A 24,287-nucleotide genomic window follows, 5' to 3' on the forward strand; every position below is an offset into this window, starting at 1 on the left:
GCGAACGCCACGCCCGCCATGACCGATGATACGATTTCAGACCACTATCGAGAAGCAAGAATTCAACACAAATAAAACCTCTGCCTCGCGCTCGATCTCTTCATGCTTGATAGTCTCGTTTCGGAGGCTGAGCACCTACCGCGTCTAATAGGCCGCTCGCGCCGGTTTCTTTGGACGCGGCACGACCGCGACTCCACGTTTCGGCACAGAAATGATCGGGAGTCACTCAATCTTTCTTCAACTTAACCCGTCTTATTCGTAAGAGTGCGCCTGAGGGGTAAAGCGCTGATGCGGCGTAGGATTCGGTTGCGAAGCCAACCCCATCACCTCCAACCGCGAACGCCACGCCCGCCATGACCGACGATACGATTCCGCCCTTCTCGTTTCCAGCCGTTCACGCCAAGAAAGTCACAGCTGCCTTCGATGGTGGGCGCCTAACCTCGAACGGGGGCGTGATGCTTCTGGCGATGGCCGAGCGGCGTCTCGGTTTGGCCAACAATCTGGCCCGGGTGTTCCCGGATCGGCGCGATCCGACGCGGGTCGTGCACAGCCTGGTCGATATGTTCCGCGCTCGCATGTTCGCGATCTGCTGCGGCTACGAGGACGCCGACGACCTCGATCATCTGAGGTCCGATCCGGCATTCAAGCTGGCCTGCGGTCGCCTACCGGACACGGGCCGGGATTTGTGTTCCCAGCCGACGCTGTCGCGGCTGGAGAATGCTCCGCGCCTGCGCGACGTGATCCGGCTGACCTACACTTTGGTCGACGCATGGATGGATAGCTACCCGCGCGAGCCGGCATCCGTCACGCTCGACATCGATGATACCTGCGACGTCGTCCACGGCCATCAGCAGCTCTCGCTGTTCAACGCTCATTATGACGAACGCTGCTTCCTGCCGATCCACGTCTACGACACGGAGAAGAGCCGGCCCGTGGCCGTCGTGCTGCGGCCCGGCAAGACGCCGGGCGGCGTCGAGGTGCGTGCCCATCTGCGCCGCCTGGTACGGCATATCCGGACGCGATGGCACAACACGCAAATTACGTTCCGTGGCGACGGGCACTATGCCCGGCCGGAGGCAATGGCGTGGTGCGAGACCAACGGCATCGACTACATCTTCGGTCTGTCCGGCACCAAGCCTCTCGCCAGAAAAGTCGACGAGGTCGCCGACGACATCCGCACGCGACGCGCCATCGAGAACCTGCCGGTTCTGCGTGGCTATACCGAGACGCGCCACAAGGCAAAGTCCTGGGATCGCGAACGGCGCACTGTCGCCCGTATTGAGGCGACGATGCTCGGCCTCGACATCCGCTTCGTCGTCACCAGCCTCGATGTCGGCTCGGCCGAGTGGATCTACGACAGCCTGTATTGCGCGCGCGGCCAAGCCGAGAATCTGATCAAGCTGCATAAGACGCAGCTCGCCTCCGATCGCACCAGCTGCCGTTCGGCGCTCGCCAACCAGGTCCGTCTCGTGCTCCATACGGCCGCTTATTGGCTGATGCTGACCGTGCGCGACGCCATTCCCAAAGCCCGGGAATTGGCCGCTGCCGAGTTCGCGACGCTGCGTCTTCGGCTCTTGAAAATCGCCGCCCGTGTCGTCGAGACCACGAGCCGCATTCGCCTTGCGTTTGCCGCGGCATGTCCCGAAGCCGACCTGATCTGCGGCTTGCCCGGCGCGCTGCTGCCGCTCGGTCCTTGACCGGCGGGGCGTCCGCCCCCGTTCGCCCAACCCATCCCTCAAGCGCGTTGCAAAGTACCGGTCGTCAGGCGGCGAAAAGCCGAAGGCAATCCTGTGCGCCTCGTCAGACAAGATGTGCGGCCGCATCAATCGGGCCCAAAAGCCGCACTCTCACGAATAGGACGGGCTAGGATCTATTCACCTGCCAGCTTGAGCCTGGGCATGGCCGAGGCCTCACGCGCCCGCAGCCGGGCTTCCTCCCGCTGGATGTAGTCGCGGGTCATCGGCACCACGCCCTGACGACGGGTCAGCTGGATCTGGAAGTTCATCATGGCTTGCTTGCGGAACGTCATCTCGCAGGCCGCCAGATAGAACTCCCACATCAGGGCGAAGCGCTCGTCGTAGAGCTGCACCGCCTCCTCGCGCCGCGCCATGAAGCGCTCTCGCCAGGCCTTCAGCGTCTCGGCATAGTGTAGGCGTAGAATCTCGATGTCGCAGACCAGCAGGCCCGCCCGCTCGATCGCCGGCAGCACTTCCGACAGGGCGGGGATGTAGCCGCCGGGGAAGATGTATTTGGCGATCCAGGGATTGGTCGAGTCCGGGCCCTGCGAACGGCCGATCGCGTGCAGCAGCATGACGCCGTCCTCGCTCAGCAATTCGGCGCAGCGCTGAAAATAGGCGTCGTAGAACCTTGCCCCGACATGTTCGAACATGCCGACCGAGACGATGCGGTCGAAGGTACCGTCAATGTCGCGATAATCCTGGAGCTGGAATCTGGCCGAGTCCGTCAGGCCCTTTTCGGCAGCGCGTGCATTGGCGACCTGCAACTGCTCGGTCGACAGCGTGATGCCGGTGAGATCGGCGCCCGCGATCTCGGCGAGATAGAGCCCGAGGCCGCCCCAGCCGGAGCCGATGTCGAGCACGCGCTGGCCGTCCTTGATGAGGAGCTTCGCTGCAATGTGCCGTTTCTTGGCCAGCTGCGCGTCGTCGAGCGGCACCTCGGGCGTTTCGAAATAGGCGCAGCTATATTGCTTGTCGGCATCGAGAAAGAGCGAATAGAGCCGGCCGTCGAGATCGTAGTGATGGGCGACGTTGTGGCGGGAGCGGGTGCGGGGATTGAACTGCTTCAGGTGCCGCGTCAGGTAGCGCAGGTGCCACCACGGTTTAGCCCAGTGCGGCAATAGGTCGGGTTGATCGAGCAGGATCGCGAGGGCATCAGCTATGGTGCCGCGCTCGACCACGAACTCGCCGTCCATATAGGCCTCGCCGAGCCCGAGCTCGGGATTGATGAGGCTCTTCCGCTCCGCGTCCGCGGTGACGAAGCGCACCGCGACCGGCTCGCCGGAGCCGTCGCCGACGGTGAACTTCGATCCGTTTGCGCTGGTCACCGTCATCGACCCGCGCCGGATGAATTGAGACAGGAAGCTACGCAACAAACGGTCCATCGACATTTCCTCTCGAGCGAACCCGAAAGATGCGACTAACCCGGCTTTCACATCTGACGCCCAGGCGCCGCAGCGGTTCCTATGCGTTTGCATCCAAATCTAGCGAGGCGGTTCCGGCTGCGCTATTGCGCTGTATTCAAAGCCGATATTCGAAAATGGCTTAATCACATCCTTGCGCGCGGAGCCTGCTTCCATTCGCAGCTCAATCGGTTAAAAGGTGACCGCCGCCGCGCCGGAGGCCGGCTGCATTCGCGGAATTCAATGGAGATGATGGGAATGTCGAGCCGAGCGCTCAGCCTCGCGACGGTATTGCTTCTGATGGGCTTCGGCGCGGCTGACACCGTTCTCGCGCAGGCGACGAACCTCGAGGCCGGCAAGACCCCGTCCCAGCTTTTCGCGCAGACCTGCAATGCCTGCCACAAGAGCCCGCGCGGACTCTTGAAGTCCGTGACGCCGGGTTCGTTGCCGGGATTCCTGCGCCAGCACTACACCACGAGCTCGGACATGGCGGGCGTCCTCGCCTCCTACCTGGTCTCCAACGGTGCCACCGACACCCGCTACCAGGCCAAGGACGGTAAGAAGGACGGCGCCAGGGAGAAGGAAGCCAACTCCGCTCCGGGCCAGTCGCCTGAGCATCAGGGCCGCCGCCACCGCTCGCAAGAGGCCGCCAGGCCGGAGGGCGAGGGTGCTGCTCCGGCCCCCGAGGGCACGCGCCAGAAGCGCGCGGCGCGACCCGCCGAGGAAGGTGCGACGCCGGAGGGACAGGCAGCGCCCGAGCCGCGCAAAGGCAAGCGGCGCGCCAAGCCGGGCACTGAGGAAGCCCCCAATGTCGATGCCGCCGCGCCGGCGACCGAGGACAAGAAGAGCGAGCCAAAGCCTGAGGCCGTCAAGCCCGACAGCGCCAAGCCCGACAGCGCCAAGGCCGAGCCCGACAGCGGCAAGGCATCCGAGAAGCCCGTTGAGCCCAGGCCGGATAGCTCGAAGGTCGAGCCGCGCGGCAGCGAAGCTCCGGCACTGCGACCCGACCCGGTGCCGCAGGTGGCGCCGGCTGCACCTGCCGCGGCAAAGCCCGCCGAACCGGCGTCGTCCAAGCCGGCGGACGAGGCCGCTTCCAAGCCGGTCGCGCCTGCAGCCAGCCCCGAACCGGCGCCCAGGCCGCAGCAGGACCCGGCACCGCCCGCGACCGCTGCAGCCCCGCCGGCGCAGTCGTCCGGCCCGCCGGTGCCGCCGATCTCGCGCTAGATCCGCTACGTTCTCAGCCTGACATGCGGAGGCCGCTTCAACGCGGTCTCCGCATCGTATTGACCGCATCTAGAGTGCTGCTCTAGAGTGATACTCTAGGAGGCGTCGATGGCGGCGAGCGTGCGAGACGATCTGTTGGCAGCCGGGCTGCTGGTGTTCGACCGCGTCGGCTTCGAAGCCGCGACGGTGGCCGCGATCCGCACCCGGGCCCGCGCCTCCAACGGCAGCTTCTTTCATGCCTTCGGTTCGAAGAAGGAGCTCGCCGGTGCGCTGTTCCTGGAGGTCTTGCGGCACTATCACGCCGCGGTGCTGGCCGCGCTCGATCCCGTGCCCGATGCGGAGCAGGGCATCGATCGCCTGATCCGGGCTCATCTCGACTGGGTCGTGACCAGCCGGCGCGAGGCGCGCTACCTCTTCGAGATCTCACGCAGCGAATGGGGCGAGGACGTGCGCGATGCCCAGCGCGCGCAGAACGCGCGGCTTGCCGAAGGCATCGAGCGCTGGCGGGCGCCGCTGGTTGCAGGCGGCGAGCTTCTGCCGATGACGCCGGTGATGTTCGTCAGCCAGCTCATCGGTCCGGCGCAGATCTTCTGCCGTGCCTTTCTGTCGGGGCGCGATCGCACCGATCCGCGCAGTGAGGCCGACACGCTGATCGCGTGCGCCATTCGTGCGCTGAGGCCACTCGATCGCATCAACAAGCAATAGGGAGAGACCGCATGCAGGCCGAAGCTGATCCGGAATTCGCGCCAATTGCCGAACGCATCCACGCCAATGTCGGCCGGCAGGGTTTCATGAACCTGGTGGGCGCCGAGCTCTCCGAATTGTCGCGCGGTACCTGCACCATCGCCGTGGAGCGCCGACCGGAGCTGCTTCAGCAGCACGGCTTCTTCCATGGCGGCGTGACCGCGTTCCTGGTCGACAACGCCACGACGATCGCGGCCGCGACCTCGCGCGGCCAGGCGGCGCTGACGGCCGAATACAAGCTCAACCTGTTGTCGCCAGCGGTCGGTGAAAAGCTGATCTGCCGGGCAAAGGTGATCAAGCCGGGCCGACAGGTCGCTGTGGTTGCGGCCGATGTGTTCTGCGTCAGCGACGGAGTCGAGAAGCATACGGCAACCGCGCTGGCCTCGATCGCGATGCTGAGCGAGGACGTCGCCGGCAAGATGAAAAGTCCGGCCGCCTGAGGCGACCGGGCTGATCTCCACTGCCGTCATTCCGGGGCTCGCGAAGCGAGAACTCTGGTGCGCAATTGCGCACCTGAGGTCTGGTCCTTCGGACCATCCCGGAATGACGGCTTGTGGCTTACTTCTCTTCCGCAGCCGGGGCCGGCTCGACGTCCTCGGGCTGGGCGTCCGGATCGAAGAACTCGCCGGCGGCGGCGATCGCCTCGGCAGCCGCATCGCGGTCCTCGTTGCGGGTCGAGATATCCTCGCCGCGGTTGATGCGCTCGGCCTCGTCCTGGCTGCGCGCGACCGTCACGGTGATCTCGACCTCGACCTCGGGGTGAACGGCGACGGTGATCGTGTGCTTGCCGATGGTCTTGATCGGCGCATCGAGCTGGATCTGCGGGCGAGCCAGCGAAACGCCATCGGCTTCGAACGCGATGACGATGTCGCGCACGTTGACCGAGCCGAACAGCTGGCCGGCTTCCGACGCCTGGCGGATCACGATGATGTTCTTGCCTTCGATCTTCTCGGCGACCTTGGACGCCTCGGCCTTCGAGGCGAGGTTGCGGGCCTCGAGCTCGGCCTTCATGCCGTCATACTTGGCCCGGTTGTCGGCGGTGGCGCGCAGCGCCTTGCCGCGCTTGAGCAGAAAATTGCGAGCGTAGCCGTCGCGAACCTTCACGACTTCGCCCATCTGGCCGAGCTTGTTGACGCGTTCCAGCAAAATGACTTCCATATTCGTTCTCCTCTTGAAGTGCTCAGTAGGTTTCAGTTTCGGGGTGACTTAAGGCGTTGGCAGTGGGGGCGGCTGCCGGCTGCGCAGGAAGCGCTCGCGAAAGCCGAACACGGCATCCGCAAGACCGAGGATGACCATCGCGATCACGGGCCACCCGAACACGACGACGACGACGTAGGTCGAGCCGAGCCAGAATGTGCGGCTCTTCAGCGCGAGTGTCAGCGTATGCAGCACGGCGAAACCGGTCAGCGCATAGGCCATCATCAGCGCGGCCGTGGCGATCTGCGCGACGATGGCAAGCAGCCCGCCGGTGAAGCAGAAGGCGAGCGCGATGCAGAGCGCCACCAGGGTCATCGGCGGCAGCTCGGCCGCCATCAGATCCGGCCAGGGACGGCGCAGCCGGCCCGACGTCGCGGTCACCTTTGCGCTGAGCCAGAGGTTGAGAGTCAGCGTCATCATCGCGATGATCGTGGCGCCGGCCGGTACCATGCGCACCAGCGCGTCGACGAACTGGCCGGCTTCGCCCGAGGTCTGCGGGTCGGTGGTGCGCAGGAGGCGCATCAGCCCGCGCCGCAGCGTGCCGGTGATGGTCTCGGCGTCGCTGCCGAGCGTGAGCAGGGCGGCCATCGTGGTCAGCGTGGCGAAGCCTGCGATCCAGAGCAGGAGGCGGCCGACCGGATACCACTCGATCCCGGGTTCCGGCGGCGATTTGGCGGAGGCGGCGTCCGGCGCGAGACTTCCCACCGGCCGGCCGAGCAGGGCGAGATGGCCGAGCCACCAGGCCGGCAACGCGACGGTGACGGCGAAGGCGATGCAGTAGGGCAGGCCGAACAGCGCGCCGAGGCCGATCGCGGCGGCAATGCCGCCGAGGCTGGCGCAAAGCGGTCCCCAGCCGATCGCGGCGACCATCAGCGGCAGCGGTGCGAGATAGAACAGGACGAGCGAGATCATTGCGCCCGAGATGATCGAGGCGAACATCAGGGCCGACGCGGCGCCGGCGATCAGGGCAATGAGTACAAATGCCATCATCAGCTGTCCCGCTCCCTTCGAGCGGTTAGAGGCGTCGTTTGCCCCAACCATCGGCGACCGGACGACCCGGAAGCCTTATGAGTTCAGAAAGTCACGACCGGCGGCCCGCGGCCGCCGGTCGAATTGGTCGTATCAGCGAATGACGTAGGGCAGCAGGCCCAGGAAGCGCGCGCGCTTGATGGCACGGGCGAGTTCACGCTGCTTCTTTGCGGACACCGCGGTGATGCGGCTCGGCACGATCTTGCCGCGCTCGGAGACGTAACGCATCAGCAGCTTGGAGTCCTTGTAGTCGATCTTCGGCGCATTGGCGCCCGTGAACGGGCAGCTCTTGCGACGACGGAAAAACGGGCGACGTGCACCAGCTTCAGCCATTGGTCTTACTCCCCATCCGTGGTTTCAGCTTCGTCGCGCGGACGGCGCGGACCGCGATCGCCGCGGAAACCGCCCTCGCGGTCGCCCCGGAAGCCGCCTTCGCGCTCGCCGCGGAAGCCGCCGCCACGATCGTCACGCTCGCGATCGCGGTCGGCCTTGCGCATCATCGCGGACGGGCCTTCCTCGAGCTCCTCGACGCGGACGCTGAGATAGCGGATCACGTCTTCGCTGATGCGCTCCTGGCGCTCGATCTCGGCGATCGCCGCGGACGGCGCGTCGATGTTGAGCAGCACGAAATGCGCCTTGCGGTTCTTGTTCATGCGATAGGTGAGGGAGCGCACGCCCCAATTCTCGGTCTTGGTGACCTTGCCGCCGAGACCCTCGACGATACCGGTCATCTGCGCAGTCAGCTCTTCGACCTGCTGCGGGCTCGCGTCCTGACGCGCGAGAAAAACATGCTCGTAAAGAGCCATGGACGTCCTTTCCTCATGTTGGCGCATCGCCCGGCGTCAAACCCTTAAGAGGCCTTCGGAAAGGACTCTGGGATCAAGCTCAGAAGGCGGAAACACGGGACGACGGGCCGACTGGCCCTGCCACACCAAAATCACGAATGATTTGCTGAGACCGTCCGTTCAGCTCCCGGCCGGGGTCTGCGGATGCGCGCCTTATACGGATTTTGGCCGGCTTTGCAAGTTTGGGGGTCAGGTTTCGGCCCGATCACGCGCCGGCGAAACCGGACCATCCTCTGATACCATATGCGCTTGACCCATTTGTTTGTATGTCATACAAATAAATCGACGAAGAGGACCTCCATGGCAGAAGGCTCGGCCCGCGGGCCGCTCGAAGCGGCAGGCGACCCCAAGCACGCCGCGCGCGCGACGCGCTCGGCCGGCCGTAAAATGCGGTCGCTGCTCCTGGATGCGGCGAGCCCGCTGTTTCGGGAGCGGGGGCTGTCCGGCACGGCAATCACCGACATCGCGGCTGCCGCGGACGCGTTCCCGAGCCAGATCACCTATTACTTCCGCACCAAGGAGGCGCTGTTCGTCGAATGCGCCTGCCGCGATCTGCTATATCTGGCGCGTGCGACCGAGCAGGCGGCGCTGAGGGCGCGCACGCCGCGGGAATATACCCACGCGCTGGCCGCGACGGTTACGGCGAGCGATTCGGTCGCTTTCTTCGCGGAAGCGCTGACATTGACGCGTCGTCGTCAGGATCTCGCGCCGCTGGTGGAGCGTACCATCGAGCGCCTGCACAGCGAGGGTGCGCGCGCTTATGCGGGGCAGGTCGAGCGGCACGGCTGGCGCTCGCTGCGCGCGCCCGACGAAAGCTCGCGGCGCTTCTGGGCGGTCGCCATCGGCGTCATTCTCGAAGGCCATGCGATGGGCCGCTCGCCCGAGGAGCTCTGCGCCGAGATGCTGCGCGTGCTGGGCGAGCAGGCGAAATCCACTGAAGACACCGGGCGCCTGCGTCTCGTCGAGGCGCGCGAGGCATCCGACAATTCCAATGGAGAGGGTTAGGCCATGACCGCGCTTCGTATGCGTGCCCGAGATTTCCTGACCGATGATCAATTGGCTGAGGTACGCCAGCGCGCGACGTGGAAAGGCGCTGCGCTGATCGCGCACGCCTGGGCGCTGATCATTGCAGCCATCGCGCTCGTCGCGTGGTGGCCCAATCCGATCACCTACGTCCTGGCCGTCGCCATCATCGGCTCGCGCCAGCTCGGCCTTGCGATCCTGATGCATGACGGTGCTCATGGCTGCCTGTCCGCCGACGAGAAGACCAATCTGGCGCTGAGCCAGTGGTTCTGCGCCTATCCGCTGTTTGCGGAGACGCGCAGCTACCGGCGCTATCACCTTCAGCACCATGCGCGGACCCAGCAGGAGGACGATCCCGATCTCGTGCTGTCGGCGCCGTTTCCGATCACCAAGCTGAGCTATCGCCGCAAGTTCGTTCGCGACATCACCGGCCAGACCGGCTACCAGCAGCGCAAGGCGCAACTGCTCAACGCGCTTGGGCCAAAGGACTGGCCGTGGCGGCAACGTGCGGCGCATTTCTGGGAGAAGCTTGGCCCGCAATGTGTCGTCAACGCGATCATGTTTGCGGCGCTCGCTGCGGCTGGCGTGTGGTGGGCCTATCCGCTGCTATGGCTGGTGCCGCTCCTGACCTGGATGATGGTCATCACGCGCATCCGCAACATTGCAGAGCACGCCGTCGTCCCCGATAGCAGCGATCCCCTGCGCAACACCCGCACCACGCATGCCAATTTTCTCGAGCGCCTGTTCATCGCGCCGTACTACGTGAACTATCACCTCGAGCATCATCTCTTGTTCTACGTGCCCTGCTATAATCTGCCGAAGGTGCATCGCCTCCTCAGTGCGAGCCGGTACGCCGGCCGCATGGAAGTGCAGCCGAACTACGCGGCGGTGTTGCGGCTGGCGACGGCCAGGCCGAACGGCGAGGATCGGCCGGGGCAACTTGTCAACAGTGCGCGCCGCGCGCAGGCCGGGGCGGACGTCGATGCCAACCAGACCGCCGGCGGGTTTTGAGGAGGCGCATTCCCGGTTGAATGCCGGCCGAAGCTCCCATCTCGGCTTGACAGTGCAGCCCCGGACGGTGTCTACGGCCCCCTTTGGAGCATGATCCGGAGCCATGGCCTAAGGCCGTGCCACATCGGCTGCCGGTTCTCGCAGGGACCATGCCCGACAAGCAGGGAGCGCCGATGACGGCTGCATTCACATTTCCTGGGCAGGGTTCCCAGGCGGTCGGCATGGGCAAGGCCCTGGCCGACGCCTTTCCGATGGCGCGCGCCGTGTTCGACGAGGTCGATGCCGCGCTTGGCGAGAAGCTGACGGCCACCATCTGGGAAGGTCCGGCCGAAACCCTCCAGCTCACCGAGAACGCTCAGCCGGCGCTGATGGCGGTGTCTGTCGCCACGCTGCGCGTCCTGGAGGCCGAGGCTGGTTTTTCCGTGGGACGAGATGCGGCCTTCGTCGCCGGTCATTCGCTTGGAGAATATTCGGCGCTGGCCGCGGCCGGCAGCCTGACGGTTTCGGATACAGCCCGTCTGCTTCGCACGCGCGGTCTCGCAATGCAAAAGGCCGTCCCGGTCGGCGCCGGCGCGATGGCCGCGCTGCTCGGTCTCGACTACGAAGCCGCCATGGAGGTCGCGGGCGAGGCGGCGCAAGGGCAGGTTTGCCAGGCCGCCAACGACAATGGCGGCGGGCAGGTGGTGGTCTCGGGCGACAAGGCCGCGGTCGATCGCGCCGTCGAGATCGCCAAGGCCAAGGGCGCCAAGCGTGCGATGCTGCTGCCGGTGTCCGCGCCGTTCCATTGCAAGCTGATGCAACCGGCTGCGGACGCCATGGCGGCCGCGCTGGCCGAGGTCACGATCAAGGCGCCGGCCGCGCCGCTGGTGTCGAACGTGCTGGCGAGCGCCATCACCGATCCCGACGAGATCCGCCGCCGCCTGGTCGAGCAGGTCACCGGCACGGTGCGCTGGCGCGAGTCGGTCGCTTACATGGCCGGGCAGGGTGTCACCCGCTTCTTCGAGATCGGCGCCGGCAAGGTGCTGACGGGTCTCGTCAAGCGCATCGCGGACGGTGCCGTGGGCGTTGCGGTCGGCGGTCCGAACGATATTGCCGCCGCCAGGGATGCATTGGCCGCTGCGAAGCAGGCTTGAAGCGCGATGAATGGTCGCCGCGCTTGAGTTCTCGAGTTGACGCACGATCTTTCCGGAAAACCGCTGCGCATTTTTCCGGGTCGTGCTTTGGAGGAGTTATCGATGTTCGATCTGACTGGCCGAAAGGCGCTCGTCACCGGCGCGACCGGCGGCATCGGCGGCGCGATCGCGCAGGCGCTGCACGCGCAGGGCGCCACCGTCGCGATATCGGGGACGCGGAAGGACGTGCTGGACGAGCTTGCGGGCAAGCTCGGCGAGCGCGCCCATGTGCTGCCCTGCAATCTTTCCAAGGCAGACGAGGTCGAGGCGCTGGTGCCGGCTGCGGAAGCTGCGATGGGCCAGGTCGACATTCTCGTCGCCAACGCGGGCATCACGCGCGACAACCTCTTCGTGCAACTCCGTGACGAGGACTGGGACGAGGTCATCAATGTCAATTTGACCGCGACTTTCCGCCTGGCGCGCGCCGCGACCAAGCTGATGATGCGCAAGCGCTTCGGCCGCATCATCGCCATCACCTCGGTGGTCGGTGTCACCGGTAATCCGGGGCAGGGCAATTATACTGCGTCGAAGGCAGGCCTGATCGGCATGATCAAGACGCTGGGTGCCGAATACGCCAAGCGTGGCGTCACCGCGAACTGCATCGCGCCCGGCTTCATCAAGACGCCGATGACGGATGCGCTCAACGACAAGCAGCGTGAAACGATTCTAACCAAGGTTCCGGCCGCCCGCCTGGGGACGCCCGAAGACATTGCGGCAGCCGCGGTCTACCTGAGTTCGAACGAAGCATCCTATGTCACCGGGCAGACCATCCACGTCAACGGCGGCATGGCCATGATCTGACGCCTCGTGCCGCACTGCCGTCAAGGCGGTGCCGGATGCGGCAAACGGCCGTTTCCGGAGCGAAATGAGGCTTGTAGTCAAGGCAATTGAAGTATGATAACCGGACCTTCAACGGATGGGCAAAGAACGCCATTGCAGGTTTTTGAAACCCTGTATATTGGCGATGCGGAGCCTTTGGCCGTCGTTCGCCGGGCCTGCATCGGTTAGGATGGGCCAAATCAAGTTCGTAAGCGAAGGCAGTCAAACGACCACGACGGCTCGTATCGTCCCGGGGGGTCGGGTCTACAGGGAACAACACGAGGTTAAGCAATGAGTGACATTGGCGAGCGGGTTAAGAAGATCGTGGTCGAACACCTTGGTGTTGAGCCCGAGAAGGTTGTCGACAACGCGAGCTTCATCGACGACCTCGGCGCCGACAGTCTGGATACCGTCGAGCTGGTGATGGCGTTCGAGGAGGAATTCGGTTGCGAGATTCCGGACGACGCTGCGGAAACGATTCTCACCGTCGGCGACGCCACGAAGTTTCTCGAGAAGAACGCGAAGAGCTAAGCTCTTCTATTTTCGCGGGGACAACATTGAAACCGGACGGGCCGCTTCGCAGCGGTCAGCCGGTTTCTTGTTATTGGCCGTGAGTCTTTCGATGCGGAGTTTTCGGATATGAGGCGGGTTGTCGTCACGGGCCTGGGCATGGTCTCGCCACTCGGCTGTGGCGTCGAACCGACCTGGAAGCGCATCCTCAACGGCGAAAGCGGTGCGCGCAGGATCGAGACCTTCGATGTCTCCGATCTTCAGACCAAGATCGCCTGCACGGTGGTGCGCGGCGACGGGACCAACGGCAGCTTCAATCCCGACAAGTGGATGGAGCCGAAGGACCAGCGCAAGGTCGACGACTTCATCATCTTCGGCATGGCCGCGGCCGGCCAGGCGCTCGACGACGCCAACTGGCATCCCGCGACTGAAGAGGACAAGTGCGCGACCGGCACCATGATCGGGTCCGGCATCGGCGGCCTCAACGGCATTGCCGAAACCGCCATCCTCCTGAAGGAGCGCGGACCGCGCCGGGTGTCGCCGTTCTTCATTCCGGGCCGCCTGATCAATCTCGCCTCCGGCTACGTCTCGATCGCGCACGGGCTGAAGGGGCCGAACCATGCCGTGGTCACGGCCTGCTCGACCGGCGCGCACGCGGTCGGCGATGCTGCCCGCCTGATCGCACTCGGCGATGCCGATGTGATGGTCGCGGGCGGCGCCGAGTCGCCGATCAGCCGCATCGGCATTGCCGGCTTCAACGCCGCGCGCGCGCTCTCCACCGGTTTCAACGAGACACCCGAGAAGGCCTCGCGTCCCTACGACAAGGACCGCGATGGTTTCGTGATGGGCGAGGGCGCCGGCGTCCTCGTGCTGGAAGAGCTCGATCACGCCAGGCGCCGCGGCGCCAGGATCTACGCCGAGGTGATCGGCTATGGCCTCTCGGGCGACGCCTATCACATCACCTCGCCGTCGCCCGACGGTGATGGCGGCTTCCGCAGCATGTTGGCGGCGCTGAAGCGCGCCGGCCTCACGCCGTCCGATCTCGACTACATCAACGCGCACGGCACCTCGACGCCGCTCGGCGACGAGATCGAGCTCGGCGCGGTCGAGCGTCTGCTCGGCAATGCCGCCTCCAAGGTTGCGATGTCCTCGACCAAGTCGTCGACCGGCCATCTCCTCGGCGCAGCCGGTGCGATCGAAGCGATCTTCGCGATTCTCGCGATTCGCGATAACGTCGTGCCGCCAACGATTAACCTCGACAATCCCTCGGTCGAGACCGCGATTGATCTCGTGCCGCACAAGTCGAAGGAGCGTGAGGTCAACGTCACGTTATCGAACTCTTTTGGTTTTGGCGGTACCAATGCGTCGGTGATCTTCCGCCGCTTGGCCAGTTAGTTTGCGTTTGAGACGAAACCACCGTTTTGCCGCATTCGGCGATAGTCATGGACGTGGGCGCGTGCATTTTGGCAGGGCAAGCGATTGTCGGCCGCGGTTGAACCGGCAGGATTCAGGTTGTCTCGATGAGTGAAAGGCCGCCCATTTCACCCCGGAGTCCGCGGGCAGCGCTCGAGCCCGAGCAGCTCCCGCCGCCGCCCAAGCGATCGGACCGCGCGCGCAATCCGCTCGTGATCGTCGGCAACGCCATCATCACCCTCCTGCTGATCACCATGCTCGGCGCCGGCGGCGTCTATTATTACGGCCGGCAGCTGCTCGAAGCACCCGGGCCGCTTACGGAGGACAAGATCGTCAACATCCCGCAGCGTGCGGGCAAGCGTGACATCGCCGAGACGCTGAACAGGGAAGGGGTGACCGACATCAATCCCTGGGTTGTTCATCGCCAGCGTCGCCGCGTTGAAGGCGAGCTCGGACCTCAAGCCGGGTGAGTATTCGTTCCAGAAGAACGCGTCGCTGCGCGACGTCATCGCCACCATCGTCGAGGGCAAGGTGGTGCAGCACGCCGTCACGATTCCGGAAGGCCTGACCTCCGAGCAGATCGTGGCGCGGCTGTCCGACAACGACATCTTCACCGGCAGCGTGCGCGAGCTGCCGCGCGAAGGCACGCTGTTGCCGGAGACCTACAAGTTCCCGCGCGGCACACCGCGCGAGCAGGTGGTCCAGCGCATGCAGCAGGCGCACAAGCGCGTGCTGGCCGAGATCTGGGAGCGCCGCAATCCGGACATTCCGGTCAAGACGCCGGAGCAGCTGGTCACGTTGGCGTCCATCGTCGAAAAGGAAACCGGCAAGCCCGACGAGCGCAGCCGGGTCGCCGCGGTGTTCGTCAACCGATTGAAGCAGAGGATCAAGCTGCAGTCCGATCCGACGATCATCTACGGCCTCGTCGGCGGCAAGGGCACGCTGGGCCGGCCGATCAAGCGCAGCGAGATCACGCAGCCCTCGCCCTACAACACCTATGTGATCGAGGGCCTGCCGCCGGGCCCGATCTCCAATCCGGGCCGGGCCTCGCTCGAGGCCGCCGCCAATCCGGCCCGCACCCGCGACCTCTATTTCGTCGCGGACGGCACCGGCGGGCATGCCTTCACCGAGACCTACGACGCGCATCAGAAGAACGTCGCGAAGCTCCGCGCGATGGAAAAGCAGATCCAGAACGACACGGTCGAGCCGGCCGAGGAGGCGCAGCCGCCGGCGGGCAGCGCGCCGGCGGCCGCCGATACGCCGACCGCGACCACACCGGCGCGGCCGAGCCAGCAGAAGAAACCGCCGGCCACTCGTCCCGCCAATCCTGCGCCGGCCCGGCAGGGCGCGGTGCAGTCCGCGCCGCCGGTGGTCCAGCGCTAAAGGATGATCCGGAAAAGTGCGCAGCGGTTTTCCGAAAAGATCATGCTTTAGGCTTGCGGACCTTGCCTGCGGACATTGCGGATTCCACTTTCCGGCAAAATAGTCTTAAGATTCGCGTGGCTTGATAGCCTCGCGAATCCCGTGTTCCTGGAGAATCTGAACCGATGGCGCTGTCGTCCATGACCGGCTTTGCCCGAAGCCACGGCGCGAGCGGGCCGTACACGTTCGAATGGGAATTGAAGTCGGTCAACGCCAAGGGGTTTGACCTCAGGGTGCGGCTGCCGCAGGGCTTCGAGGAACTGGAGGCCCATGCCAAGAAGCGCGCCGGCGAGCTTCTGTCGCGCGGAACGGTCTACGCCAATCTGAACGTCAAGCGCACCAATGCGGCCGCCACGGTCCGCATCAACGAGGACGTGCTCAATGCGGTCCTCAAGGCTGCCGCGCTGATCTCCGGCAAGGTCGACGCGGTGGCGCCGAGCATCGACGGTCTGCTCGCCATCAAGGGCGTGGTCGAGATCGCCGAGCCCGAGGGCGACGAGGAGGAGGACAAGGCCGCGCGTGCCGCCGCGGCCGAAACCTTCGACAAGGCGCTCGCCGACCTCGTCGAGATGCGCAGGCGCGAGGGGATTTCGCTCGGGCAGATCCTGACCCAGCGTGTCGATGAGATCGAGCAGCTTGCGAGCAAGGCGGAAGCAGCGCCGGGCCGCAAGCCGGAGGCGATCAAGGCCAGGCTCGCCGAGCAGATCGCAGCCCTGCTCGACACCTCCGACCGGTTCGATTCCGACCGCCTGATGCAGGAGGCGATCCTGATCGCGACCAGGGCCGACATCCGCGAGGAGCTCGACCGCATCGCCTCCCACATCGCGCAGGCGCGCGAGCTGATCGGCAAGGGCGGCCCGATCGGACGCAAGCTCGACTTCCTCGCGCAGGAGTTTCACCGCGAGGTCAACACCTGCTGCTCGAAGTCGAACGACATCGAGCTGACCAACACGGGCCTCGCCATGAAGAACGTGGTCGAGCAGTTCCGCGAGCAGGTCCAGAATCTGGAGTGATCGATGACGACGGGCGGTCACGGAACTGACGGTGTCGAGCGGCGCGGATTGATGTTCGTGCTGTCCTCGCCCTCGGGCGCGGGCAAGACGACACTGTCCCGGCTCCTGATCGAGCGGATGCCGGGCCTCAGGATGTCGGTCTCCGCCACCACGCGCGCCAAACGCCCCGGCGAGGTCGACGGGCGCGACTATCTGTTCGTCGACAACGCCAGATTCGACGCCATGGTGAAGGGCGACGAGCTGCTGGAATGGGCGACCGTGTTCGACAACAGCTACGGCACGCCGCGCGCGCCGGTTGAAGCGGCGCTGTCGGCCGGGCAGGACGTGCTGTTCGACATCGACTGGCAAGGCACGCAGCAGCTGCGCGAGAAGGCGCGCGCTGACGTCGTCAGCGTCTTCATCCTGCCGCCCTCGGCCAGCGATCTCGAGAAGCGCCTGCATTCGCGCGCACAGGATTCCGACGAGGTGATCCGCAAGCGCATGAGCCGTGCAAGTCACGAAATGAGCCACTGGGCCGAGTACGACTACATCGTGATCAACCACGACATCGACGAGGCCTTCGCCGAGGTGCAGTCGATCCTGAAGGCCGAACGCCTCAAGCGCGAGCGGCGGATCGGCCTCGTAGGCTTCGTGCGAAGTTTGCAAGGTCAGCTTCAAGGTTAGGCCGCGACAGGCGCGGTCCTTCCTTCGCCAGCTGTTCGAGCATCGTCGTGATGACGTCGATGTCGACGGCATCGGCGTCATGGCCTGCCGGCGCGTCATCGCGATTCTCGCCGATCTCGTTGGCGGCGAGCTGCGGAGCTGCGGCCATGGTCGCGATTGTCTTGTCGACCGCCTTCTTCTCGAGCTTGTCTCTTCTGACCTCGACAGGTTCTGCGGCCGGGGCGGCGGCCCGTTGCCTGCGCGCGTCGATCAGCTCGATCTCGCGGCCGATCGCGGCGAGTTTTGTCCCTTGTTGTTTCGGCTGCGGACGTACCGCATCGAAGTCGATGGGGTGCGGCGGCCGGGCGTCGGCCGGCGTTGAAGCGAGCCAGGGCGCACGGCTTCCGTCCTCGTTCTGTATCTCCCGATCGCCCCAATGTCCGTGGCGGTCGGCGGACTGGCGGCGGGCGCGCGCGCCGGCGAGGCGGTAGATGACGCTGCCGAGGATTCCGGCGAGCGCCAGCGCGCCACCGATCACGAGCAGCAGCGTCTGGAGCGAGCCGGTCGGCTTGTCGGTCGTGCTGTCTGCCGCAGCGAGCGCCACCGGCGACGGGGATTTTGACGGCTTTGCGCCCGGCTGTGCGGGGGCTGCGACGACGGTTGGTGCCGGCGGAGCGGACGCCGTGGAGACATCGGGCCAGGGCGCGGCGGCGGGTTGCTGCGCGTTGCCGTCAGCGGTCTGCTCCGCGACTTGTTGGACCGGTGTTGCGGCGGCGGCTTGCGCGGGGGCGTTCGGCGTCTTCGCGGCGGCGCTGCTCCGCGGCGTCGGATATTCGGCGCGCGCGTCCTGCACCGCGTGCTGCTGCGGCGCCGGCGCATCTGCCGCCGGAGTATCGCTCGGCGCCTGCGCGGTCTGTGCGGCCTTCGCGCTGTCCTTGTCGCCGGCGGCACGCAGGTACCAGCATTGCCGCTTGGTGGTGCGTTCGAGGCGGTAGTACCAGTGCTGTCCCTGCGGTGCGGCGCCCTTTGGCGCTGCGAGGCAGTCGGAAGCCGTGCTAGCAGCGCTCGATGGGGCCGGCGCGTTCTGCGACACGGCAGCCAGCGGTGCGCCGGCAATGATGCCGCCAATAAGCGCAGATACGAATTTTGCGGTTCGGTTGCCCATCCTGGTCTCCCGGTTACGCATGACGCAACTCTCAACCAGCCCTTTCTCGTCAAAGAGTTGGGTGGCAATGAGCCGCAAATCCGGAGAGGATGTGGCTTGAATCGGGCCTGTGGCGCGTGCGTTCCGCCGCGATGTCGGGCTTTTCCGCCTTACTGCTTGGCTGAACTCCAGGTTCCGCCGCAGCCGTCGGAGCGACGCCACGTCCCGGACCCGCTGCGGCCGCCGAGACGGCCGGAGCCCGTGAAGGTCACGCCATCGCCTTGACCGACTGTCCTGACGGCGCCGCTCGGGCTGACGGTACCGCTGACCCCTTGGCCGATGACCTTGCCCGAGGAGACGACGACCGCACCGGACGTGGTGCCACCGCAGCCGACGCTGGTCACCACCCAGGCGCCGTCAAAGCCGCCACCGCCGCCTCCGCCACCGCTTCGCCGGGACGACGCGCGCGGCTCTTCGGCCGGCTTGCTCCGGCGTGCGGACGGAGCCGGTTCGGCCGAGCGCTCCGAACGCGACCCCGACAGTGACTTCTCGTCATTACCGATCGAGCCGCCGGCGCCGCCGGATTGCGCGTAGGCGGCCGACGAGGCGATGGCGAGGTTGAGGAGAAAGGCGAGGGCAGTCGTACGGGTGACGGCATTGGCCATGAGTGAAAAATCCAAACAAGAAATGTATCAGCGGCCGGAGCCGTCCGCACAGACGGATCCGATAATGCGGCAAGCTTTGCCAGCCTTGCCGCATTCGTCAAGCGCGGCGTCTTTCGCGCGCTGCACGCTGTCGCGCTGGACCAGCGACCACGACTTGTCGGAAATGGCGAAGGCACCGCAGCTTCGGCCGTAGAACGAGAGCTCGATCGGGCATTTGGCGCCGGCGCAATTGCCACGCGCATCCGCGACCGAGGCACGCCGCGAAGCGTGGTTCCACGACATGCCCCATTTGCTGCTGTCGGGCCCGTAGACGATCGAGCCCCAGGGCTTCAGGTCTTCCATCTTGCGCATTCGCAGCAGCAGGCCTTCGGTTGCTTCACCGGTCGCGGCCATCGAAATCCGCTGCTGAAGTTTCGTGATGGCGCGCGTCAGGCCGTCGGCCGTGTCAGGATCGAAATTGAGCTCGTAGAGCCGCTCGCTCAATTCACTGAGCAGCGCGGCGTCGCGCAAGGGCACGCGGTCGGGGTCGGCGCGCAGGCGCTCCGCGGGCAGGGGATCGGGCTGCATCGCCGCGACCTGAGGCGGAGCGGTTTGTGTCGGCGGCACGAAATAGAACGTGCCGTCGATCGGCGAGGACGACACCCAGGGCTGCTGCGCGCCCGCGGTGGCGCGTTTCACGGCAAGACCGACCTGGTTGAAGGTCTGAAAAACGTCAAGGCCAGCGACCCGGATCGTGGTCGCCAGCGCCTTAGTATAGGGACTGTGGCCGTCGCTGCCATCCTGGGCAACGTTGCCGGGCTGGGTCGCGTAGGAGATCAGCGTGCCCTCGGGCGCACGCATCTGGGCCAGGCCGCCGTCCGAGGCGCGCAAGCCGCGTGAGCCAAAGGGGTTGTTGCGACATGCATCGAGGATCACGAGGTTGAGCCGCGTGCCGGAGCCCTGCATCTGGCGCAGCACGAGGTTGACGTCGGTCATCTGGAAATCGACGTCGGCTTCGCGGGTCGGGTTGGCGCCGACGGGCACGAGGTAGTTGGAGCCCGCCACCTGCACGCCGTGGCCGGCATAATAGAACAGCGCGACGTCGGCGCCCTGGACCTGCCGGCCAAAGCTCTGCACCGCGAGGTCCATCGCGCCCTTGTCGAGATCGAGCTGCGCGCGTCCGCCGACCAGCGTGAAGCCGAGCGCGCCGAGCGTCTCCGCCATCAGGCTCGCGTCCTTTGCCGGGTTGTCCAGCGGCGTGATGTTCTTGTAGGCGGAGTTGCCGACCACGAGCGCGATGCGCCTCTCGGCCGAGGCTTGAAGCGTCGTGGCAGCGAGCATGACGGCGACCAGCGCGGCCAACCCCAGGACGCGATTGAAAATCCTCGCGCGCATCAAAATGCCTCAAAATAACGGCGCCATCCTACCAGCCCGGCGCGCGGACGAAAAGCGGGTGACATGCCGTGCGATGGCCCGATGGAGGCCAAAGGGCGCATGGACACTGGCGTGCGACAATAGGCTATCGGCGGTCACCCGGACGCGGGGCGCGTTCGCCTCGGCCGCCGCCTGTGACCGAAGCAGACATTTTCTCCGGAGGGCAATCGTGCTTTCTGAAAAGATCCTCCCCGGTGTTCATTCACAAGGAGTGCGCAATCTGTTCTCCTGGTTGCTTGCCGGGATCGCTGCAAGGGTTCGTCGTTGAGGACGTCTCCGAGACGAGATCCGACGTAGCGAACCGCAATTGCGCGGAGGCAGAAATGTCGTCCAGCAATACCTTTCGCCGGTGCCGCCGACGCCTATGATCAGGCGGTGCTTGCGTTCTGGGCGAAGCATTCGCAACAGCTCGTAGCAACCTGTGTTTCACGTCGTTTGGATCGTTCTCCAATGCGGTCCGCAGCTCAGCCGGAATGTGGCGAGGTGATCGAATGAAACGCCGCGAATTCATTACGCTTCTCGGAAGCACTGCTGCAGCATGGCCAGTAGCCTCGCGCGCGCAGCGACGCAAACCGAACCCGCGCGTCGGCGTTCTCTGGCATGCCGCCGACGCCAAGCAGGAAGAGGAATATCTGGTTGTCCTGACCAAGGCATTTCAGGAGCTTGGCTACTTCGACGGCAAGAATATCGAACTGGAGCACCGCTTTCCTGCCGAGCAACCTGAACGATTTCGCACAATGGCGCAGGAACTTGCGGAAGGCAAAGTCGATGTGATCGTCGCTGTGACGGGACTTGGCGCCAGGGAGGCCAAGCGAGCGACCAGCACTATCCCCATCGTGCTTGTCGCCGACCCGGATCCGGTCGGCAGGGGGCTCGTCGAGAGCCTCGCGCGTCCTGGTGGCAACGTGACCGGACTTTCACTGATGAGCTATGGCGGAATCTGGGTGATGACGGTGTGAGGAAGGCGGCGTATCGAGGCGGGTGACGAGCCTGCCAGAACCTCTCGAGGAGAGCGATACGCCATGACCGAGACTACCAATGTTCTTGCTTTCCGTCAGCCGTCCGCGGTTGATGATCCACTGACCGATATCGTTCGTGCCGGCGCGCGGGACCTGCTTGCCAGGGCGATCGAGATCGAGGTTGGCGCGTTTCTGGCCAGCACGGCCAATCTGACGCTGCCCGACGGTCGAGCGCGCCTGGTCCGACATGGGCACGGTCCGGTGCGCGAGATTGCGACCGGCATCGGTCCGGTGGAGGTCGCTCGTCCCAAGGTCCGCGACCGCGGAGCGAGCGGGCCAGGCGACCGCCTCCGCTTCAGTTCGGCAATCCTGCCGCTATGGGCGCGGCGGACGAAGAGCCTGGATGCCTTGATCCCGGTCCTCTATTTGCGCGGCATCTCGACCGGCGACTTCCAGGAGGCGCTCTCGGCGCTGCTCGGCAAGGATGCGCCGAACCTGTCGCCTTCGGTGATCGCCGGCCTGAAGGCCGATTGGCAGGTCGAGTACGAACGCTGGCAGAGACGCGATCTGTCGGCGCGTCGCTATGTCTACATCTGGGCCGATGGCGTGTACCTGCAGGCCCGCATGGAAGATCACAGCGAATGCATGCTGGTGCTGATTGGCACCACGCCGGAAGGCAAGAAGGAGCTGATCGGCTTCCAGGTCGGCGTGCGCGAGAGCGCGCAGAGCTGGCGCGAACTCCTGATCGACCTGCGGCAACGCGGGTTACGGATTGCCCCGCAACTCGCCATCGGCGACGGCGCCCTCGGCTTCTGGAAGGCACTGGACGAGGCCTTTCCCGGCACGCGGCACCAACGATGCTGGTGCCATAAAGTGAGCAACGTACTCGACAAGGTCGCCAAATCCGTGCAGGGCCCCATGAAGAACGACCTGCGGAACATCTATCTGGCCCCACACCGGGCCGAAGCTGAAACCGCGATCGACGTCTTCGTCGAGAAATACCACGTCAAATACGGACGTGCGGTGGAGTGCCTGATCAAGGATCGCCATGCGCTGCTCGCCTTCTTCGACTTCCCTGCTGAGCACTGGATCCACCTACGCAGCTCGAACCCGATCGAGAGCGTCTTCGCCACGGTGCGCCACCGAACGGTGCGGACCAAGGGATCGCTGTCGCAACAAACTGCGAAGCTGATGGTGTTCAAGCTCATCGACGCCGCATCGAAGACCTGGCGGCGATTGAAGAGCACGAACCAGTTGCCGAAAGTCATCGCCGGTGTAAAGTTCATCGACGGAATCGAAGTCATTCCGAACACTGAAAGCCACGCCGCCTGATCAGGCCGCGTCACCCAAAATCAGCCATAGCTCTTCACTGATGACCGTTGATCTCTCCGGCAAGCGGCTCGCGCTGTTCAAGGAAATCGTTCCGAAATTGAGCCGCCTGGCCCTCGTGCTCGATCCGCGCGAGCCGTCTTCCAAGCCCACCGCCATCGCCAACGAAAGAGCGGGGAGAGCTGCGGGATGCCTGATCAAAGTGTTCGAAGTGACGACGGCGGATGAAATTGACCCGGCCTTTTCGGTCATTGCACGCGAGAGCTTTGATGGCGCATTTGCTGTTGGGCCGCCGATGTACAATGAACGGGTACAGGTGGGCGCCTCAGCCATGGCGCATAAGGTGCCGACAATTGCATCAAACGCTGAACAGGTCCCTTACGGCCTGCTGCTATCCTATGGTCCGGATTTTCCCGATCATTTCCGGCGGGCGGTCGGCTATGTCGACAGGATCCTGAAAGGCGCAAAGCCCGGCGATCTGCCCATAGAGCAGCCCACTCGTCTCAAGCTGGTCATCAATCTGAAGACCGCGAAAGCGCTCGGTCTCACCGTTCCGCATTCGCTGCTGGCCACGGCCGACCAGGTCATCGAGTGACGCCTCGGGAGTCCGGTTCTGGCCATCAGCGAACTGGCACGATCAGAAGAGAAGCCTCAAGGTAGCGGATTTTTGTTGTTCGGCTGCGAGCCTAAGCTCTAAGCGCGGAAATCACCGCCCTCAAGCCTGCAGAGAGATACTTTCGGGCGGGATAGTACAGATAGAGCCAATCTTCAGGCGGACACCATGCGTCCAGCACACGGACCAACTTGCCTTCGGAAATCGCTCGAACAGCATAGTTTTCCCAAAGATAAGCCAGACCAATACCATCAAGTGCGGCTTGGTGCATGAGAGCGTGGTCATCCAGCGATAGCGGGCCGCTCGGCTGAAATTCCACTTCCTTGCCGCCCTTTGCAAAGCTCCAGGCATATCGCGCTCCGCTGGGGTACAGGTTTTGGATGCAGATATGATGCTTTAAGTCATGCGGGGATTTTGGAATTGGACGCGCTCTGAAGTAGCTCGGTGAGCCCACGACCGCAAAGCGCAATCGCGTCTTGATCTTCACTGCAGTCATGCCATCCCGGAGACTTTCTCCCAATCGTATTCCGGCATCAAAACCTTCTTCAACGATGTCGACGAGACGATCGGTCGCAACGATCTCGAGCTGAAGGTTCGGATTGTTGACCAGAAGCGGCTTCAAGACCGGACCGACGACAAAGGATGCGATGGACGAGGGTACATTGATGCGCACCTTGCCGAACGGTGTGTCTCGAAACTGATTCAGGCTGTCCAGGGCCGAACCGATGTCGGCGTAGGCCGGAGAAAGTCGTGCCATCAGCATGGCGCCTGCGTCTGTTAGTGACACACTTCGAGTCGTGCGGTTGAGAAGACGGATACCGAGGCGGGCCTCCAAACTGGATACGGCATGACTGATAGCAGATGCGGTCACGCCCCGTTCCTCGCCTGCGCGGCGGAAACTGCGATGTCGGGCGACGGCATCAAAGGCCGCCAATTCGCTAAGGTCAGTCGCTCTCATTGC

At 64.9% G+C, this 24,287-nt stretch carries 24 protein-coding genes and 1 pseudogene; 16 read left to right on the plus strand and 9 right to left on the minus strand.

Annotated features, from left to right (window positions below; translation table 11 throughout):
• Positions 1-353: 353 nt before the first annotated feature.
• On the plus strand, positions 354-1,697 hold the full coding sequence (locus ABIF91_RS34975; RefSeq protein WP_208086440.1) for an IS1380-like element ISBdi2 family transposase: 1,344 nt from the start codon (positions 354-356) through the stop codon (positions 1,695-1,697).
• A 173-nt stretch (positions 1,698-1,870) separates the two neighbouring features.
• Here ABIF91_RS34975 and ABIF91_RS34980 read toward each other — a convergent pair whose 3' ends face one another.
• Positions 1,871-3,121, minus strand: coding sequence for an SAM-dependent methyltransferase (locus tag ABIF91_RS34980; protein ID WP_028180238.1), 1,251 nt, complete (start codon positions 3,119-3,121; stop codon positions 1,871-1,873).
• Positions 3,122-3,397: 276 nt separating this feature from the next.
• On the opposite strand from ABIF91_RS34980, the gene ABIF91_RS34985 reads away from it, so the two are divergent.
• The 3 genes from ABIF91_RS34985 (at position 3,398) to ABIF91_RS34995 (ending at position 5,547) form a co-directional block, all read left to right on the plus strand.
• Positions 3,398-4,363: a hypothetical protein gene (locus ABIF91_RS34985; RefSeq protein WP_028180239.1), complete on the plus strand. Its 966-nt coding sequence runs from the start codon at positions 3,398-3,400 to the stop codon at positions 4,361-4,363.
• Between the two features lie 108 nt (positions 4,364-4,471).
• Complete coding sequence (locus ABIF91_RS34990; protein ID WP_028180240.1) at positions 4,472-5,068, plus strand: TetR/AcrR family transcriptional regulator; 597 nt, start codon at positions 4,472-4,474, stop codon at positions 5,066-5,068.
• Between the two features lie 11 nt (positions 5,069-5,079).
• The gene (locus tag ABIF91_RS34995) at positions 5,080-5,547 is read left to right on the plus strand and encodes a PaaI family thioesterase (protein WP_028180241.1); all 468 of its coding nucleotides are present in this window, start codon (positions 5,080-5,082) and stop codon (positions 5,545-5,547) included.
• Between the two features lie 118 nt (positions 5,548-5,665).
• On the opposite strand, the gene rplI is transcribed toward ABIF91_RS34995, so the two are convergent.
• The 4 genes from rplI to rpsF form a co-directional block, all read right to left on the minus strand.
• Positions 5,666-6,265: a 50S ribosomal protein L9 gene (gene rplI, locus ABIF91_RS35000; RefSeq protein WP_028180242.1), complete on the minus strand. Its 600-nt coding sequence runs from the start codon at positions 6,263-6,265 to the stop codon at positions 5,666-5,668.
• 48 nt (positions 6,266-6,313) lie between these two features.
• On the minus strand, positions 6,314-7,294 hold the full coding sequence (locus ABIF91_RS35005; RefSeq protein ID WP_028180243.1) for a DUF2232 domain-containing protein: 981 nt from the start codon (positions 7,292-7,294) through the stop codon (positions 6,314-6,316).
• 132 nt (positions 7,295-7,426) lie between these two features.
• Positions 7,427-7,666: a 30S ribosomal protein S18 gene (gene rpsR / locus ABIF91_RS35010; RefSeq protein WP_007592020.1), complete on the minus strand. Its 240-nt coding sequence runs from the start codon at positions 7,664-7,666 to the stop codon at positions 7,427-7,429.
• A 5-nt stretch (positions 7,667-7,671) separates the two neighbouring features.
• Entirely contained in the window at positions 7,672-8,139 is a 468-nt protein-coding gene (gene rpsF, locus ABIF91_RS35015; protein ID WP_028180244.1) for a 30S ribosomal protein S6, read from the minus strand.
• 339 nt (positions 8,140-8,478) lie between these two features.
• Between rpsF and ABIF91_RS35020 the strand changes: the two genes are divergently transcribed.
• The 9 genes and pseudogenes from ABIF91_RS35020 (at position 8,479) to gmk (ending at position 17,224) form a co-directional block, all read left to right on the plus strand.
• Positions 8,479-9,183 (plus strand): TetR/AcrR family transcriptional regulator C-terminal domain-containing protein, encoded by a 705-nt coding sequence (locus tag ABIF91_RS35020; protein ID WP_028180245.1) that lies wholly within the window; start codon positions 8,479-8,481, stop codon positions 9,181-9,183.
• Positions 9,184-9,186: 3 nt separating this feature from the next.
• The gene (locus tag ABIF91_RS35025; RefSeq protein ID WP_028180246.1) at positions 9,187-10,212 is read left to right on the plus strand and encodes a fatty acid desaturase family protein; all 1,026 of its coding nucleotides are present in this window, start codon (positions 9,187-9,189) and stop codon (positions 10,210-10,212) included.
• Between the two features lie 173 nt (positions 10,213-10,385).
• On the plus strand, positions 10,386-11,345 hold the full coding sequence (fabD, locus tag ABIF91_RS35030; protein ID WP_028180247.1) for an ACP S-malonyltransferase: 960 nt from the start codon (positions 10,386-10,388) through the stop codon (positions 11,343-11,345).
• A gap of 102 nt (positions 11,346-11,447) precedes the next feature.
• Complete coding sequence (gene fabG / locus ABIF91_RS35035) at positions 11,448-12,185, plus strand: 3-oxoacyl-[acyl-carrier-protein] reductase (RefSeq protein ID WP_028180248.1); 738 nt, start codon at positions 11,448-11,450, stop codon at positions 12,183-12,185.
• Positions 12,186-12,494: 309 nt separating this feature from the next.
• Entirely contained in the window at positions 12,495-12,734 is a 240-nt protein-coding gene (locus ABIF91_RS35040) for an acyl carrier protein (RefSeq protein WP_008551805.1), read from the plus strand.
• A gap of 108 nt (positions 12,735-12,842) precedes the next feature.
• A complete protein-coding gene (fabF, locus tag ABIF91_RS35045; protein WP_028180249.1) occupies positions 12,843-14,108 on the plus strand; it encodes a beta-ketoacyl-ACP synthase II in 1,266 nt (421 codons plus the stop codon).
• Between the two features lie 125 nt (positions 14,109-14,233).
• Positions 14,234-15,509, plus strand: a pseudogene (gene mltG / locus ABIF91_RS35050) (endolytic transglycosylase MltG).
• Between the two features lie 164 nt (positions 15,510-15,673).
• Entirely contained in the window at positions 15,674-16,561 is an 888-nt protein-coding gene (locus tag ABIF91_RS35055) for a YicC/YloC family endoribonuclease (RefSeq protein ID WP_028180251.1), read from the plus strand.
• A 3-nt stretch (positions 16,562-16,564) separates the two neighbouring features.
• Positions 16,565-17,224: a guanylate kinase gene (gmk, locus tag ABIF91_RS35060; protein ID WP_028180252.1), complete on the plus strand. Its 660-nt coding sequence runs from the start codon at positions 16,565-16,567 to the stop codon at positions 17,222-17,224.
• On the opposite strand, the gene ABIF91_RS35065 is transcribed toward gmk, so the two are convergent.
• The 3 genes from ABIF91_RS35065 to ABIF91_RS35075 all read right to left on the minus strand — a co-directional run bounded on the left by ABIF91_RS35065 (position 17,157) and on the right by ABIF91_RS35075 (position 20,386).
• The gene (locus tag ABIF91_RS35065) at positions 17,157-18,368 is read right to left on the minus strand and encodes a hypothetical protein (protein ID WP_028180253.1); all 1,212 of its coding nucleotides are present in this window, start codon (positions 18,366-18,368) and stop codon (positions 17,157-17,159) included. The genes gmk and ABIF91_RS35065 overlap by 68 nt on opposite strands.
• 149 nt (positions 18,369-18,517) lie before the next feature.
• Positions 18,518-19,012 carry a hypothetical protein gene (locus ABIF91_RS35070; RefSeq protein WP_028180254.1) on the minus strand — a complete coding sequence of 165 codons (495 nt, stop codon included), beginning with the start codon at positions 19,010-19,012 and terminating at the stop codon, positions 18,518-18,520.
• Between the two features lie 27 nt (positions 19,013-19,039).
• Positions 19,040-20,386: a caspase family protein gene (locus ABIF91_RS35075; protein ID WP_028180255.1), complete on the minus strand. Its 1,347-nt coding sequence runs from the start codon at positions 20,384-20,386 to the stop codon at positions 19,040-19,042.
• Between the two features lie 530 nt (positions 20,387-20,916).
• Between ABIF91_RS35075 and ABIF91_RS35080 the strand changes: the two genes are divergently transcribed.
• The 3 genes from ABIF91_RS35080 (at position 20,917) to ABIF91_RS35090 (ending at position 23,308) form a co-directional block, all read left to right on the plus strand.
• Entirely contained in the window at positions 20,917-21,384 is a 468-nt protein-coding gene (locus ABIF91_RS35080) for an ABC transporter substrate binding protein (protein ID WP_051393936.1), read from the plus strand.
• Between the two features lie 63 nt (positions 21,385-21,447).
• Complete coding sequence (locus ABIF91_RS35085; protein WP_038952271.1) at positions 21,448-22,716, plus strand: IS256 family transposase; 1,269 nt, start codon at positions 21,448-21,450, stop codon at positions 22,714-22,716.
• 40 nt (positions 22,717-22,756) lie between these two features.
• Entirely contained in the window at positions 22,757-23,308 is a 552-nt protein-coding gene (locus ABIF91_RS35090; protein ID WP_051394033.1) for an ABC transporter substrate-binding protein, read from the plus strand.
• Between the two features lie 91 nt (positions 23,309-23,399).
• Here the strand turns inward: ABIF91_RS35090 and ABIF91_RS35095 are convergent, their stop codons facing one another.
• Positions 23,400-24,284 (minus strand): LysR family transcriptional regulator, encoded by an 885-nt coding sequence (locus tag ABIF91_RS35095; RefSeq protein ID WP_028182061.1) that lies wholly within the window; start codon positions 24,282-24,284, stop codon positions 23,400-23,402.
• Positions 24,285-24,287 lie beyond the last annotated feature (3 nt).

It is taken from the genome of Bradyrhizobium sp. USDA 241 (assembly GCF_049739505.1).
GTDB lineage: Bacteria > Pseudomonadota > Alphaproteobacteria > Rhizobiales > Xanthobacteraceae > Bradyrhizobium > Bradyrhizobium liaoningense.